General features: G+C 59.3%; 12 protein-coding genes. All 12 read left to right on the top strand.

The features are described from left to right. Positions 1-9: 9 nt before the first annotated feature. Entirely contained in the window at positions 10-765 is a 756-nt protein-coding gene (gene uppS, locus ACQ4LH_RS08910; protein WP_430696843.1) for a polyprenyl diphosphate synthase, read from the top strand. After that, positions 765-1580 (top strand): phosphatidate cytidylyltransferase, encoded by an 816-nt coding sequence (locus ACQ4LH_RS08905; protein ID WP_430696842.1) that lies wholly within the window; start codon positions 765-767, stop codon positions 1578-1580. The genes uppS and ACQ4LH_RS08905 overlap by 1 nt, the downstream gene beginning before the upstream one ends. Next, on the top strand, positions 1577-2761 hold the full coding sequence (gene ispC, locus ACQ4LH_RS08900; RefSeq protein ID WP_430696841.1) for a 1-deoxy-D-xylulose-5-phosphate reductoisomerase: 1185 nt from the start codon (positions 1577-1579) through the stop codon (positions 2759-2761). Before ACQ4LH_RS08905 ends, ispC begins: the two co-directional genes overlap by 4 nt. 21 nt (positions 2762-2782) lie before the next feature. Next, a complete protein-coding gene (gene rseP / locus ACQ4LH_RS08895) occupies positions 2783-4135 on the top strand; it encodes a sigma E protease regulator RseP (RefSeq protein WP_430696840.1) in 1353 nt (450 codons plus the stop codon). Positions 4136-4224: 89 nt separating this feature from the next. Next, positions 4225-6573, top strand: coding sequence for an outer membrane protein assembly factor BamA (gene bamA / locus ACQ4LH_RS08890; RefSeq protein ID WP_430696839.1), 2349 nt, complete (start codon positions 4225-4227; stop codon positions 6571-6573). Between the two features lie 43 nt (positions 6574-6616). Continuing rightward, positions 6617-7120 (top strand): OmpH family outer membrane protein, encoded by a 504-nt coding sequence (locus ACQ4LH_RS08885; protein ID WP_090248384.1) that lies wholly within the window; start codon positions 6617-6619, stop codon positions 7118-7120. Continuing rightward, positions 7120-8181 (top strand): UDP-3-O-(3-hydroxymyristoyl)glucosamine N-acyltransferase, encoded by a 1062-nt coding sequence (gene lpxD, locus ACQ4LH_RS08880; protein WP_430697029.1) that lies wholly within the window; start codon positions 7120-7122, stop codon positions 8179-8181. The genes ACQ4LH_RS08885 and lpxD overlap by 1 nt, the downstream gene beginning before the upstream one ends. 48 nt (positions 8182-8229) lie before the next feature. Further along, positions 8230-8670 carry a 3-hydroxyacyl-ACP dehydratase FabZ gene (fabZ, locus tag ACQ4LH_RS08875; protein WP_160015687.1) on the top strand — a complete coding sequence of 147 codons (441 nt, stop codon included), beginning with the start codon at positions 8230-8232 and terminating at the stop codon, positions 8668-8670. Next, the gene (lpxA, locus tag ACQ4LH_RS08870; protein ID WP_090383258.1) at positions 8667-9443 is read left to right on the top strand and encodes an acyl-ACP--UDP-N-acetylglucosamine O-acyltransferase; all 777 of its coding nucleotides are present in this window, start codon (positions 8667-8669) and stop codon (positions 9441-9443) included. Before fabZ ends, lpxA begins: the two co-directional genes overlap by 4 nt. 3 nt (positions 9444-9446) lie before the next feature. Next, positions 9447-10580 (top strand): lipid-A-disaccharide synthase, encoded by a 1134-nt coding sequence (gene lpxB / locus ACQ4LH_RS08865; protein ID WP_430696838.1) that lies wholly within the window; start codon positions 9447-9449, stop codon positions 10578-10580. Next, positions 10580-11176, top strand: a complete 597-nt coding sequence (gene rnhB, locus ACQ4LH_RS08860; RefSeq protein WP_090248376.1) for a ribonuclease HII — start codon at positions 10580-10582, stop codon at positions 11174-11176. Before lpxB ends, rnhB begins: the two co-directional genes overlap by 1 nt. Positions 11177-11287: 111 nt before the next feature. After that, positions 11288-14809, top strand: a complete 3522-nt coding sequence (gene dnaE / locus ACQ4LH_RS08855; RefSeq protein ID WP_430696837.1) for a DNA polymerase III subunit alpha — start codon at positions 11288-11290, stop codon at positions 14807-14809. The last annotated feature ends 111 nt before the right edge of the window (positions 14810-14920 follow it).

The following is a 14920-nucleotide window of genomic DNA, read 5'->3' as shown; positions in this document are numbered from 1 at the left end:
GATATCGTCATGGAAAAGACCAAAGACGGTAGTCCGTTCGCCGTGCCACGGCATGTGGCGATCATCATGGACGGTAACAATCGCTGGGCGAAGAAGCGTCTGCTGCCCGGCGTGGCCGGCCATAAGGCCGGTGTCGATGCGGTGCGCGCGGTGATCGAGGTGTGTGCTGAGGCGGGCGTCGAGGTGCTGACGCTGTTCGCCTTCTCCAGTGAAAACTGGCAGCGTCCGGCCGAGGAGGTCAGTGCACTGATGGAGCTGTTCCTCAGTGCATTGCGCCGCGAGGCGAAGAAGCTTGATGCCAATGACATCAGCCTGCGCATTATCGGTGATCGCTCACGCTTTCACCCTGAGCTGCAGGCCGCGATGCGTGAGGCCGAAGCGCAGACTGCCGGCGACAAGCGCTTTGTTCTGCAGGTGGCAGCCAACTACGGCGGCCAGTGGGACATCGCCCAGGCTGCTCAGCGCTTGGCCCGTGAAGTTCAAGGTGGCCATTTGCGTGCCGAGGACATCACCCCCGAATTACTGCAGAGCTGCCTGGTAACCGGCGATTTGCCGCTGCCGGATCTGTGCATCCGCACCGGTGGTGAGCACCGCATCAGTAACTTCCTGCTCTGGCAGCTGGCCTACACCGAGCTGTATTTCTCCGACCTGTTTTGGCCGGATTTTAAACACGACGCCATGCGCAAAGCCTTGGCCGATTTTGCTAGTCGCCAGCGTCGCTTTGGGAAAACCAGCGATCAGGTGACTGCTGAGGCCCGCAGCTGATGCTCAAACAACGAATTATCACGGCGCTGGTGCTGTTGCCATTCGCCCTGGGTGGCTTCTTTCTGCTCGATGGCGCGCTGTTTGCGCTGTTTATCGGCGCAGTGGTCAGCCTGGGTGCCTGGGAATGGGCGCGCCTGGCAGGTTTTACTGCCCAGGTGCAGCGCGTTGCCTACGCCGCGCTGGTGGCTGCATTGTTGTTCGGCTTGTATCTGCTGCCGGCCTTGGCGCCTTGGGTGTTGTTGCTCGGGGTTGTCTGGTGGGTGGTGGCGACCTTTCTGGTGTTGGGTTATCCAGCCAGCAGCCGTTACTGGACGCAGGCTCCGGTCAGGTTGCTGATCGGCTTGCTGATTCTGCTGCCGGCCTGGCAGGGCCTGGTGCTGTTTAAGCAGTGGCCTGAAGCAAACTGGCTGATTCTCGCGGTGATGGTGCTGGTGTGGGGCGCGGATATCGGCGCCTATTTCGCCGGCCGTCGCTTCGGCAAGCGCAAGCTGGCCCCGCAGGTCAGTCCCGGTAAAAGTTGGGAAGGGGTGTTCGGCGGCCTGCTGGCGACCCTGCTGATCTGCGTAGGCGTGGCGATTTACCGTGACTGGTCGTTTGCCAGTCTGCTGCTGGGCTTGGTCGGCACTGCCGTGGTGGTGCTGATCTCGGTGGTTGGTGATCTGACCGAAAGTATGTTCAAGCGCCAATCCGGGGTTAAGGACAGCAGCAATCTGCTGCCTGGCCATGGTGGTGTGCTCGACCGTATCGACAGCCTGACGGCGGCGATTCCGGTGTTCGCCGCGTTGCTGTGGCTGGCGGGCTGGGGCGCGCTGTGAGTCACCTGCAGCAGATTACGGTGCTAGGGGCGACCGGTTCGATCGGCCTGAGCACCCTCGATGTAATCGCGCGTCATCCTGAACGCTATCAAGTATTCGCGTTGTCCGGCTTCAGTCGCCTGACTGAGCTGGAAGCGCTGTGCATGATCTACCGCCCGCGCTTTGCTGTGGTGCCGCAGGCTCTGCAAGCTCGCCATCTGCAGGAAAGTTTGCGTGCTGCCGGCCTGGCCACTCAAGTGCTGCATGGCCCCGAGGGGTTGTGTGAAGTGGCAGCGCATCCTGACGTGGATGCGGTGATGGCCGCCATCGTTGGTGCGGCAGGCTTGCCGCCGACCCTGGCGGCGGTCGAGGTCGGCAAAAAGGTGCTGCTGGCCAACAAAGAGGCACTGGTGATGTCGGGCGCGCTGTTTATGCAGGCTGTGCGTAAAAGCGGCGCTGTGCTGTTGCCAATCGACAGTGAACACAATGCGATTTTCCAGTGCCTGCCGGGTGACTACGCTCGCGGCCTGCAGCAAGTCGGTGTGCGGCGTATTCTGTTGACCGCCTCGGGTGGGCCATTTCGCGAAATGCCGCTGGAGCAGTTGCACGCGGTCACTCCCGAGCAGGCGTGCGCGCACCCGAACTGGTCGATGGGGCGCAAGATCTCGGTCGACTCGGCGAGCATGATGAACAAAGGTCTGGAGCTGATCGAGGCCTGCTGGTTGTTTGATGCCACCCCGGCGCAGATTGAAGTGGTGGTGCATCCGCAGAGCGTGATCCATTCGCTGGTCGATTATGTCGACGGCTCGGTGTTGGCCCAGTTGGGCAATCCGGATATGCGTACGCCGATCAGTCATGCCCTGGCCTGGCCGGAGCGAATCGACTCGGGTGTCGCGCCGCTGGATCTGTTCGCCATCGCTCGGCTGGATTTCCAGGCGCCGGACGAACAGCGCTTTCCTTGCCTGCGCCTGGCCCGTGAGGCGGCTCAGGCCGGCGGTACCGCGCCGGCCATGCTCAATGCGGCCAATGAAGTGGCGGTTGCCGCGTTTCTTGAGCGGCGCATCCGCTTTCCCGAGATCGCGAGTATCATCGAAGACGTTCTGCACGCTGAACCCGCCCTGGCGGTTGAGAGCCTGGATACGGTGCTGGCCGCTGATGGCCGGGCCCGTCATCTGGCCGAACAATGGCTGAGTCGGCGCTGATCGCCGACGCGGAGAAGTTTGATGAGTGCGCTTTATATGCTGGTCGGCACCTTGGTTGCACTGGGGGTGCTAGTAACCATCCACGAATATGGGCACTTCTGGGTCGCCCGTCGGTGTGGCGTCAAGGTGCTGCGGTTTTCCGTCGGCTTTGGCAGTCCGCTGTTGCGTTGGCATGATCGCCAGGGAACCGAATTTGTAGTGGCCGCCATCCCGCTGGGCGGTTACGTGAAGATGCTCGATGAGCGCGAAGGTGATGTGCCGCCGGAGTTGCTCGACCAGTCGTTCAATCGCAAGTCGGTCCAGCAGCGCATTGCCATTGTGGCAGCTGGCCCGGTGGCGAATTTCCTCCTGGCGCTGCTGTTCTTCTGGGTTGTGGCGATGCTGGGCAGTCAGCAGGTGCGCCCGGTTATCGGCGCGGTCGAAGCTGGCAGCCTGGCTGATGTCGCCGGCTTGCAGGTTGGTCAGGAAATTGTCGCGGTTGATGGCGAGCCCACCACCGGCTGGGCTGCAGTGAATCTGCAGCTGGTTAGTCGGCTGGGTGAAAGTGGTCGGCTGGATCTCGCGGTACGCGAGCCAGGTTCCTCGGTCGACAGTCCTCGGCAGATCGTCCTGGATAACTGGCTGCGCGGCGTCGATGAGCCAGACCCCATTTCCTCGTTGGGTATTCGCCCTTGGCGCCCGACGCTGCAGCCGGTGCTGGCGCAGCTTGATTCTGAAGGTCCGGCATTTGCTGCGGGCTTGCAGGTTGGCGATCGCCTGCTTGCGCTCGATGGCCAGTCTCTGGCCGATTGGCAGCAGCTGGTGGATCAGGTGCGTGGCTTGCCGGGTAAAAAGATTAGCTTGCTGGTAGAGCGTCAAGGTCAGCAGCTGGATGTGCCGTTGACTCTGGCCGCCCGCGGTGAAGGTGAGGCCCTCAGTGGTTACCTGGGTGCAGGTGTCGCAGGTGGCGAATGGCCGCCTGAAATGTTGCGCGAAGTCAGCTATGGCCCCTTGGAGGCAATAGCCGAAGGTGCCAAAAACACCTGGACAATGAGCGTTCTGACCCTTAACTCACTGAAGAAAATGCTGTTTGGCGAGCTCTCGGTAAAAAACTTGAGCGGGCCGATAACCATTGCTAAAGTGGCGGGCGCTTCTGCTGAGTCAGGTTTGAGTGATTTTCTTAAATTTCTCGCCTACTTGAGCATTAGTCTGGGGGTTCTTAATTTGTTGCCTATCCCCGTGTTGGATGGGGGGCATCTGCTTTTTTATCTGGTCGAGTGGGTGCGTGGTCGCCCGCTGTCGGAACGGATACAGGGTTGGGGGATGCAGATCGGCATCAGTTTGGTCATCGGGGTGATGTTGCTGGCCCTGGTAAACGACTTGGGCCGCCTGTAGCCGCTGCTGAATTACGCTCTCGGTACGTACAAGACGTGTCGCACTAAGCGGCAGATTTTTTATTGTCAGTTGGAATAAGAAAGGACTTCATGAAACGTCTGCTGCTACCTGCGGTGCTTGCCGCACTGATGATCACCGAAGTTCACGCCGAGTCCTTCACCATCTCCGATATCCGGGTCACCGGTCTGCAGCGCGTTTCCGCTGGCAGCGTATTCGGTGCCTTGCCCCTAAATGTGGGCGCGCAAGCTGATGACCGGTCGCTGGTTGAGGCTACTCGCGAACTGTTCAAAACCGGCTTCTTCCAGGACATCCAGCTCGGTCGCGATGGCGATGTGTTGGTTGTTACTGTGGTTGAGCGTCCGTCGATTTCCAGTATCGAAATTGATGGTAACAAGGCCATCAGCAGCGAAGACCTGCTCAAGGGCCTGAATCAGTCTGGTCTGGCCGAAGGCGAGATCTTCCAACGGGCAACCCTTGAAGGCGTACGCAACGAATTGCAGCGTCAGTACGTTGCTCAGGGTCGTTACTCCGCCGAAATCGAAGCCGAAGTGATTCCGCAGCCGCGCAACCGTGTGGCGCTGAAAATCAATATCAATGAAGGCTCGGTTGCTGCCATTCAGCACATTAACGTGGTGGGTAACTCGGTCTTTTCCGATGAAGACCTGATCGACCTGTTCGAGCTGAAGACCACCAACTGGCTGTCCTTCTTCAAGAATGATGACAAGTACGCCCGTGAAAAACTCTCCGGCGACTTGGAGCGTCTGCGCTCCTATTACCTGGACCGTGGCTATATCAATATGGATATCAGCTCGACTCAGGTATCCATTACCCCAGACAAGAAGCACGTCTATGTCACAGTCAACGTCGACGAAGGCGAGAAGTACACCGTACGTGAGGTCAAGCTCAGCGGTGAACTGAAGGTGCCGGAAGAAGAAGTCCGCGCCTTGCTGCTGGTTCAGGAAGGCCAGGTGTTCTCGCGCAAAGTGATGACCACCACGTCCGAGCTGATCACCCGCCGCCTGGGTAACGAAGGCTATACCTTCGCCAACGTCAACGGCGTGCCAGAAGCACATGATGACGGTAGTGTATCGATTACCTTTGTGGTCGATCCGGGCAAGCGCGCTTACGTTAACCGCATCAACTTCCGTGGCAACACCAAGTCGGAAGACGAAGTGCTGCGCCGTGAAATGCGTCAGATGGAAGGTGGCTGGGCTTCGACTTACCTGATCGATCAGTCCAAGACCCGTCTGGAGCGTCTGGGCTACTTTAAGGAAGTCAACGTCGAAACCCCGCAGGTGCCGGGCACTGACGATCAGGTCGACGTCAACTACAGCGTTGAAGAGCAGGCTTCCGGCTCTATCACTGCAAGCGTCGGTTTCGCCCAGAACGCCGGTCTGATTCTCGGCGGCTCGATTACCCAAAATAACTTCCTGGGTACCGGTAACAAGGTCAGCGTCGGCCTGACCCGAAGCGAATACCAGAGCAACTACAACTTCGGTTTTGTTGACCCCTACTGGACGCCAGATGGCGTCAGCTTGGGCTACAACGCCTTCTTCCGTGAAACCGATTACGACGAGCTTAATACCGATGTGTCCAGCTACTCGGTGGATAGCTATGGCGCGGGCGCCAGCATTGGTTATCCAATCAGCGATACTTCGCGCCTGACCTATGGCTTGACCATCCAGAACGACAGCATCGGCACCGGTGTGTATACGGTTGACGAGATTTTTGACTTTATCGAGGAAGAGGGTGACAGCTACCTGAACCTCAAAGCGTCGATTGGCTGGTCTGAATCCACTCTGAACCGTGGCGTACTGGCTAATCGCGGTCACTCGCAAAGTCTGGTATTCGAAACCACAGTGCCGGGCAGTGACCTGTCGTTCTTTAAAGTGGATTACCGCGGTCAGGTCTTCAAGCCGCTGAGCGACACCTATACCCTGCGTCTGCATAGCCAGCTGGGTTATGGCGAGAGCTATGGCTCTACTTCCGATCTGCCGTTCTACGAGCACTATTACGCGGGTGGTTTCAACTCGGTACGTGGTTTCAAAGACAGCAGCCTGGGCCCGCGCAGCACACCGAGCAAAGGTACTAATCCAGGTACTGCGCGTGATCCGGATCAAGATCCGCTGCCATTTGGCGGTAACGTACTGATTCAAGGTGGCGCTGAACTGCTGTTCCCCATGCCGTTCGTCAAGGATCAGCGTTCCCTGCGTACTGCGCTGTTCTGGGATGTGGGTAACGTCTTCGACACCAATTGCGGCAAGTCGCAGGAAGAGTGCGGCAGTATCGATCCAGGCAACCTGGCAAGCTCCGTGGGTGTTGGCCTGACCTGGATCACCGCCCTTGGTCCGTTGAGCTTTAGCTTGGCCATGCCAATCATCAAGCCGGATGATGCTGATACGCAGATTTTCCAGTTCTCTCTCGGTCAGACGTTCTAAGCGTCGGATTTTTGAATACCAACAGTTTTGCAGGAGTTGCACCGTGCGTAAGTTGACTCAACTGGTTTTGTTAAGCGTTGCTCTGCTGGCAACCCCGGCTTTTGCCGAGATGAAAGTAGCGGTATTGAACTATCAAATGGCCTTGCTGGAATCTGACGCTGCCAAGCGTTATGCCGTGGATGCCGAAAAGAAATTCGGTCCGCAGCTGAACAAGCTGAAAACCCTGGAAAGCGACGCCAAGCGCATTCAGGACCGTCTGGTCAAAGACGGCGAGAAAATGCAGACCGCTGAGCGCGAGCGCCTCGAGCTTGAATTCAAGCAAAAAGCTCGTGATTTCCAGTTCCAGTCCAAGGAGCTGAATGAGTCCAAGGCTGTGGCGGATCGTGAAATGCTGAAAAAGCTCAAGCCGAACCTGGACAAGGCCGTGGAAGAAGTGATCAAGACTGGTAACTTCGACCTGGTGCTCGAGCGCGGTGCGGTGATTGATGTCAAACCTCAGTTCGACATCACCCGCCAGGTTATTGAGCGCATGAATCAGCTGCGCTGATCATGAGTGCAACGGTTTATACCCTTGGCCAGCTGGCCGAGCGTCTGGGCGCCACCTTGCGTGGCGACACAGGCAAGCCGATCAGCGGCTTGGCTACCTTGCAGGAAGCCGGCGCTGATCAGCTGAGCTTTCTCGCCAATGCGCAATACCGCAAGTTTCTCTCGGGCTGCCAGGCGGGCGCGGTGCTGTTGACCGCAGCTGATGCCGAAGGCTATGCCGGCAATGCCTTGGTCGTTGCTAATCCCTATCTGGCCTACGCCGGACTCTCCCATCTGTTTGACCGCAAGCCCCAGGCATTGCCTGGCGTTCACCCCACTGCTGTGGTGGCTGCGGATGCACAGATCGATGCGACTGCCAGTATCGGCGCCTATTCGGTGATCGAGAGTGGCGCGCAGATTGCGGCTGGCGTAACTGTCGGCGCGCAGTGTGTTGTTGGCGCGCGTTCGGTGATTGGTGAGGGCGGCTGGTTGGCCCCGCGAGTGACGCTGTATCACGACGTACGCATTGGTAAGCGCGTGGTGATTCAGTCCGGCGCAGTGATCGGCGGCGAGGGCTTCGGCTTTGCCAACGAGAAGGGCGTCTGGCAAAAAATTGCGCAGATCGGTGGGGTGACTATCGGTGACGATGTCGAGATCGGCGCCAATACCACCGTCGACCGTGGCGCGCTGTCGGACACGCTGATTGGCAACGGCGTAAAGCTGGATAACCAGATCATGATCGCGCACAACGTGCAGATCGGCGACAACACGGCCATGGCCGGTTGCGCGGGTATTTCCGGTAGCACCAAGATCGGCAAGAACTGCATGATCGCCGGCGGCGTGGGCATGGTTGGACACATCGAGGTGTGCGACAACGTGTTCGTCACCGGTATGACCATGGTCACTCGTTCGATCACCGAGCCGGGCTCCTATTCGTCGGGCACCGCCATGCAGCCAGCGGCTGAATGGCGCAAGAGCGCGGCACGGATTCGTCAGTTGGATGACATGGCGCGACGCCTGCAACAGTTGGAAAAGCAGCTGGCCGCCGTGACCCCAGCCGCCGACACTTCATCTGATGCCTGAGCCGGTGTTTGCCGGCTTCTCTTTTTTCTCTTACAGGCTTCTCTGCACATGATGGACATCAACCAGATTCGCGAATACTTGCCGCACCGCTATCCGTTCCTTTTGGTGGACCGGGTGGCTGAGCTGGATATTGAAGGCAAGCGAATTCGCGCCTACAAGAATGTCAGCATCAATGAGCCGTTCTTCAACGGGCATTTTCCCGAGCACCCGATCATGCCAGGCGTGTTGATCATCGAAGCCATGGCCCAAGCGGCCGGCATTCTTGGCTTCAAGATGATGGATCTGAAGCCATCCGATGGCACCCTGTATTACTTTGTCGGCTCCGACAAGCTACGCTTTCGCCAGCCAGTGGTGCCGGGTGATCAACTGATCCTCGAAGCCCGCTACCTGAGCAGCAAGCGCAGCATCTGGAAGTTCGAGTGCAAAGCCAGCGTCGACGGCAAGGAAGTCTGCTCGGCAGAAATCATCTGTGCGGAACGCAAACTATGAGTTTGATTGACCCTCGCGCCATCATCGATCCCAGCGCCAAGTTGGCTGACGACGTCGTCGTCGGCCCTTGGTCGATAGTTGGGGCCGATGTAGAAATTGGCGAGGGTACAGTGATCGGCCCCCATGTAATCCTCAAGGGGCCGACGCGGATCGGTAAACACAACCGCATCTATCAGTTCTCCTCGGTGGGTGAAGACACCCCCGATCTCAAGTACCAGGGTGAGGCGACTCGGCTGGTAATTGGCGACCACAACGTGATCCGCGAGGGTGTCACCATCCACCGCGGCACCGTGCAGGATCGCAGCGAAACCACCCTTGGCGACCACAACCTGATCATGGCCTATGCCCACATCGGCCATGACAGCGTAATCGGTAACCATTGCATCCTGGTCAACAACACCGCGTTGGCCGGGCATGTGTGGGTCGATGACTGGGCGATTCTCTCTGGTTACACCCTGGTCCATCAGTTCTGCCGTATCGGCGCGCACAGCTTCTCCGGTATGGGCACGGCGATTGGCAAGGATGTGCCGGCGTTTGTCACCGTGTTCGGCAACCCGGCTGAAGCGCGCAGCATGAACTTCGAAGGCATGCGCCGTCGTGGTTTCAGCGCCGAGGCGATCGCCGCCTTGCGTCGTGCCTACAAGATTGTCTATCGCCAGGGGCTTACAGTTGAACAGGCGATGGGCGAGCTGGCCGAGTCATCCGCAGAGTTTCCCGAAGTCGCGATCTTCCGCGATTCTATTCAGGCTTCAAGCCGCGGCATTACCCGATAATTTATGACTGACCTGATGCGTGTCGCGCTGGTCGCCGGCGAGGCGTCTGGCGATATTCTCGGTGCGGGCCTGATGCAGGCCCTCAAAGCCCAGTACCCACAGATCGAATTTATCGGTGTCGGCGGCCCGCTCATGCAGGCTCAGGGGCTGAATTCCTATTTTCCGATGGAGCGCTTGTCGGTGATGGGCTTGGTCGAGGTACTTGGCCGCCTTCCCGAACTGCTGTCACGGCGCAAGCGGCTGATCAACACCTTGATCGAGGCCAAGCCGGACGTCTTTATCGGCATCGATGCGCCGGATTTCAACCTGACCCTAGAACTCAAGCTGCGTCAGGCTGGCATCAAGACCGTGCATTACGTCAGCCCGTCCGTATGGGCCTGGCGGCAGAAGCGCGTGTTGAAAATTCGCGAGGCCTGCGACCTGATGCTGACCCTGTTCCCGTTCGAGGCGCAGTTCTATCAGGATCATCAGGTGCCGGTGCGTTTTGTCGGCCACCCGCTGGCCGATACCATCCCGCAGCAGGCTGACCGCGCCGCTGCCCGTGAGGCGCTGAATTTGGCGCAAGATCAACCGGTGGTTGCCTTGCTACCGGGTAGCCGTGGCGGCGAAGTGTCGCGTCTGGGCAGCCTGTTTCTCGATGCCGCCGTGCGGTTGCGTACCTTGCGCCCCGGTATCCAGTTTGTTCTGCCCTGTTCCAGCCCGGAGCGTCGTGCGCAGCTTGAGCAGATGCTGGTGGGTCGTGATCTGCCACTGACCCTGCTCAATGGCCGCTCCCATGAAACGCTGGCTGCCTGTGATGCAGTGCTGATCGCCTCCGGTACGGCGACCCTTGAGGCCTTGCTCTACAAACGGCCGATGGTGGTGGCTTACAAGGTTGCGCCGTTGACCTATCGCATCCTCAAGCGCCTGGTCACCAGTGCTTATATTTCCCTGCCGAATCTGCTGGCTGAGCGTTTGCTTGTACCGGAAATGATTCAGGATGCCGCCACGCCTGAGGCGTTGGCCCAGTTGCTGGCACCATTGCTGGATGGCGGCGAGGTGCAGACCGAAGGCTTTGATGTGATTCACCGCGCGCTGCGGCGTGACGCTTCGGTGCAGGCTGCCAAAGCCGTGTTGCAGCTGACAGGGCGCGGCTGATGCAGCTTGGGCTGGATTTCACCCTGGTGCAGGAACTGGTGGCTGGCGTCGATGAAGTCGGCCGTGGCCCGCTCTGCGGCGCGGTGGTGACGGCTGCGGTGATTCTCGATCCGGCACGGCCGATTCTCGGTCTGAACGATTCGAAAAAGCTGACCGAGGCTCGTCGGGAAAAACTCTTCGACGAGATCCGCGAAAAAGCCCTGGCCTGGTGCATCGCCCGTGCCGAGGTGGAAGAAATCGATCAGCTGAATATTCTCCAGGCCACCATGCTGGCCATGCAACGCGCGGTCGAGGGCCTGAGTGTCACGCCCAAGCTGGCGCTGATTGATGGTAATCGCTGCCCGAAACTGCAGGTACCCAGCGCAGCTGTGGTCAAGGGCGATAGCCAGGTGCCGGCGATTGCCGCGGCGTCGATCCTGGCCAAGGTCAGTCGTGATCGCGAGATGCAGCTGCTTGATCAGCAATACCCCGGTTACGGTATCGCCGGGCACAAAGGCTATCCCACCCCGGTACACCTGGAAGCGCTGCGCCGCCTGGGGCCGACACCGATTCACCGGCGCTCTTTTGGCCCGGTACGTGCGTTGTTGGACGACTGACACAACGCTGGCGAAATTCCCTCGTTATCCTGTGCCCAGTAGCGCTTGTCGCGCGCTGCTGCGGTTGTACAATCCCTGCCTTGTCGTTTTTGCGTTTTGTATAGGACTGCCATGACCGCTTCGTTTGTCCACCTGCGTTTGCACACCGAGTTTTCCCTGGTCGACGGGCTGGTGCGGGTCAAGCCACTGATCAAGTCGGTGGCGGCAGCCGGAATGCCGGCGGTAGCGGTTACCGATATGAGCAATATGTGCTCGTTGGTGAAGTTCTATAAGGCGGCCATGGGTGGCGGTATCAAGCCGATCTGCGGCGCCGATATCTGGCTGGCCAGTGCCGATGAAGATGGTCCGCTCAGTCGCATGACACTGCTGGCGATGAATGCCAAGGGTTATCGCAATCTCACCGAACTGGTTTCGCGCGGCTGGAGCGAAGGGCAGAGCAATGATCTGGTGATCATCCAGCGTGATTGGGTCAAGGAAGCGGCCGAAGGCCTGATTGCCCTGTCGGGTGCGAAGGAGGGTGAAGTTGGCCATGCCTTGCTCGATGGCGAGCCGGCGGCGGCCGAAGCCATACTGCGCGAGTGGATGGCGGTGTTCCCCGAGCGTTTCTACCTGGAAGTGCAGCGCACCAACCGGGTCAATGACGAAGAGCATCTGCACGCCGCGGTGGCCCTGGCCGATAAGGTCGGCGCGCCACTGGTGGCGACCAACGATGTGCGCTTTATCAAGCAGGACGACTTCGCCGCCCACGAAACCCGTGTGTGCATCGGCGAAGGTCGTAGCCTGGATGACCCGCGCCGCCTGCGTACCTATTCCGATCAGCAGTACCTGAAGACGCCGGAGGAAATGGCCGAGCTGTTCAGTGATCTGCCGGAAGCGCTGGAAAACACCATCGAGATTGCCAAGCGCTGCAATATCGAAGTGCAGCTGGGCAAATACTTCCTGCCGGATTTCCCCGTGCCAGCCGGCATGACCATGGATGAATATTTCCGCCAGGTCTCGTTTGAGGGCTTGGAAGAGCGCCTGGCGGTGCTCTGGCCGAAGGACACCACGCCGAATTACGAAGAGAAGCGCCAGGTCTATATCGATCGGCTGAATTTCGAGCTGGATATCATCATCCAGATGGGCTTCCCCGGTTACTTCCTGATCGTAATGGACTTTATCAAGTGGGCGAAGAACAACGGCGTGCCAGTGGGCCCAGGCCGTGGGTCGGGTGCTGGTTCGCTAGTGGCCTACGTGCAGAAGATCACCGACCTCGATCCGCTGGCCTATGACCTGCTGTTCGAACGTTTCCTCAACCCGGAACGGGTCTCCATGCCCGACTTCGACGTCGACTTCTGCATGGACGGCCGCGACCGGGTAATCGATTACGTGGCCGAGAAATACGGCCGCAACGCGGTGAGCCAGATCATCACATTCGGCACCATGGCGGCCAAGGCGGTGGTGCGCGACGTGGCGCGGGCCCAGGGCAAGTCCTACGGTCTGGCCGACCGCCTGTCGAAGATGATTCCCTTCGAAGTCGGCATGACCTTGGAAAAAGCCTATGAGATGGAAGAGCCGCTGCGCGACTTCCTCAAGATCGACGAAGACGCCCGGGAAATCTGGGAAATGTCGCTCAAGCTCGAAGGCATCTGTCGCGGTACCGGCAAGCACGCGGGTGGCGTGGTTATCGCGCCGACCAAGCTTACCGACTTCTCGCCGATTGCCTGTGATGACGAGGGCGGCGGCCTGGTAACCCAGTTCGATAAGGACGATGTGGAATCCGCCGGCCTGGTGAAGTTCGACTTCCTCGGCCTGCGCACCCTGACCATCATCAAGTGGGCGATGGAGACCATCAACCGCGAGCAGGCCAAGAAGGGCTTGCCGGATCTGAACATCGACTTTATCCCGCTGGACGACAAGCCGACGTTTAGCATGCTGCAGAAAGCCGAGACCACCGCGGTGTTCCAGCTTGAATCACGCGGCATGAAGGAGCTGATCAAGAAGCTCAAGCCAGACTGCCTGGAAGACATGATCGCTTTGGTGGCCCTGTTCCGTCCGGGGCCGCTGCAGTCGGGCATGGTGGACGACTTTATCAACCGTAAGCACGGTCGCGAGCCGATTTCCTACCCGCATCAGGACTATCAGTACGCGGGTCTTGAGCCGGTACTCAAACCGACCTACGGCATCATTCTGTACCAGGAACAGGTGATGCAGATCGCCCAGGTCATGGCCGGCTACACCCTCGGCGGTGCGGACATGCTGCGCCGCGCCATGGGTAAGAAGAAGCCCGAGGAGATGGCCAAGCAGCGCGGCGGCTTTATTGAAGGCTGCGCGAGCAACGGCATCGATGCGAACCTGGCGGGCAACATCTTCGATCTTGTGGAGAAGTTCGCCGGTTACGGCTTCAACAAATCCCACTCCGCTGCGTATGGTTTGCTTTCCTATCAGACGGCCTGGCTCAAGGCTCACCACTCGGCGGCCTTTATGGCGGCGGTGTTGTCGGCGGATATGCACAACACCGACAAGGTGGTCACCCTGATCGAGGAGTGCCGCAGCATGAAGCTGCGCCTCGATGCGCCGGACGTGAATATCTCTGAATTCAAGTTCACGGTTAACAACGAAGGCTGGATCGTCTATGGCCTGGGCGCGATCAAGGGTGTGGGCGAGGGGCCGGTGGAGGCCATCGTCGAGGCGCGTCAGGACGGGCCGTTCAAGGACCTGTTCGACTTCTGTTCGCGGGTCGACCTCAAACGCATCAACAAGCGCACCCTCGAAGCGCTGATTCGCAGCGGTGCGCTGGATCGCCTAGGGCCGCACTTCCATGAAGAGCTGAAAGCCTACAAGGCCAATATCGACCGTAACCGCGCGGTATTGCTAGGTGCGATGGAGGAGGCTGTGCAGGCCGCCGAACAGACCGCACGCAGTGCCGAGAGCGGGCATATGGACCTGTTCGGCGGGGTATTCGCCGATGCCGAGGCGGATGTCTATCTCAACCACCTGCGCGCTCGCGAGCTGACGCTGAAAGAGCGCCTCAAAGGTGAGAAAGACACCCTGGGCCTGTACCTGACCGGTCACCCGATTGATGAGTACGAAGGTGAGGTACGGCGGTTTGCTCGCCAGCGCATCGTCGACCTGAAAGCCGCGCGCGGCGATCAGACGATTGCTGGCCTGGTGGTTAACCTGCGGGTGATGAAGAACAAGAAGGGCGACAAGATGGGCTTTATCACCCTCGATGACCGTTCCGGACGGATCGAGGCTTCCCTGTTTGCCGAAGCCTTCAATAGCGCACAAGCCTTACTGCAGACCGATGCTTTGGTAGTGGTCGAGGGTGAGGTGAGTAATGACGATTTCTCTGGCGGTCTGCGCCTGCGTGCTAAACGGGTGATGAGCCTGGAAGAGGCGCGCACTGGTCTGGCCGACAGCCTGCGCCTGAAGGTCGCCAGCAGCGCCTTGCAGGGCGATCGTCTGCGTTGGTTAGCCGACTTGTGCGGCCGTCATCGCGGCGCGTGCCCGATCACCGTCGACTACAGCGGCAACGATGCCAAGGCGCAATTGCAGTTTGGCGAAGGTTGGCGCATTGAGCCGGCTGACAGTCTGATTCAGGCATTGCGTGACCAGTTCGGCCGCGACAACGTCTTTTTGCACTACCGCTGATTTGCGAGGCTCAGGCTTCGCCGGTCGGTCGTGATACCCAGCGGGTTCTGTATTGAAGGCTTTCGTGCAGAACCGGGTGTCGACCTGAATGCGCCTGCTGCTATAAGGTAG

Origin of the sequence: Pseudomonas peli (genome assembly GCF_050563605.1) — a bacterium.
Lineage (GTDB): Bacteria > Pseudomonadota > Gammaproteobacteria > Pseudomonadales > Pseudomonadaceae > Aquipseudomonas > Aquipseudomonas peli_A.
The sequence above is the reverse complement of the archived record's forward strand: the minus strand, read 5'-3'. Positions and strand labels throughout refer to the sequence as shown.

Bases quoted from the DNA above. Each gene is read 5' to 3' on its own strand.
- ACQ4LH_RS08905 (WP_430696842.1), top strand. From the start codon at position 765: ATGCTCAAACAACGAATTATCACGGCGCTGGTGCTGTTGCCATTCGCC.
- lpxB (WP_430696838.1), top strand. From the start codon at position 9,447: ATGACTGACCTGATGCGTGTCGCGCTGGTCGCCGGCGAGGCGTCTGGC.
- lpxA (WP_090383258.1), top strand. From the start codon at position 8,667: ATGAGTTTGATTGACCCTCGCGCCATCATCGATCCCAGCGCCAAGTTG.
- fabZ (WP_160015687.1), top strand. From the start codon at position 8,230: ATGATGGACATCAACCAGATTCGCGAATACTTGCCGCACCGCTATCCG.
- rnhB (WP_090248376.1), top strand. From the start codon at position 10,580: ATGCAGCTTGGGCTGGATTTCACCCTGGTGCAGGAACTGGTGGCTGGC.
- uppS (WP_430696843.1), top strand. From the start codon at position 10: ATGGAAAAGACCAAAGACGGTAGTCCGTTCGCCGTGCCACGGCATGTG.
- bamA (WP_430696839.1), top strand. From the start codon at position 4,225: ATGAAACGTCTGCTGCTACCTGCGGTGCTTGCCGCACTGATGATCACC.
- rseP (WP_430696840.1), top strand. From the start codon at position 2,783: ATGAGTGCGCTTTATATGCTGGTCGGCACCTTGGTTGCACTGGGGGTG.
- dnaE (WP_430696837.1), top strand. From the start codon at position 11,288: ATGACCGCTTCGTTTGTCCACCTGCGTTTGCACACCGAGTTTTCCCTG.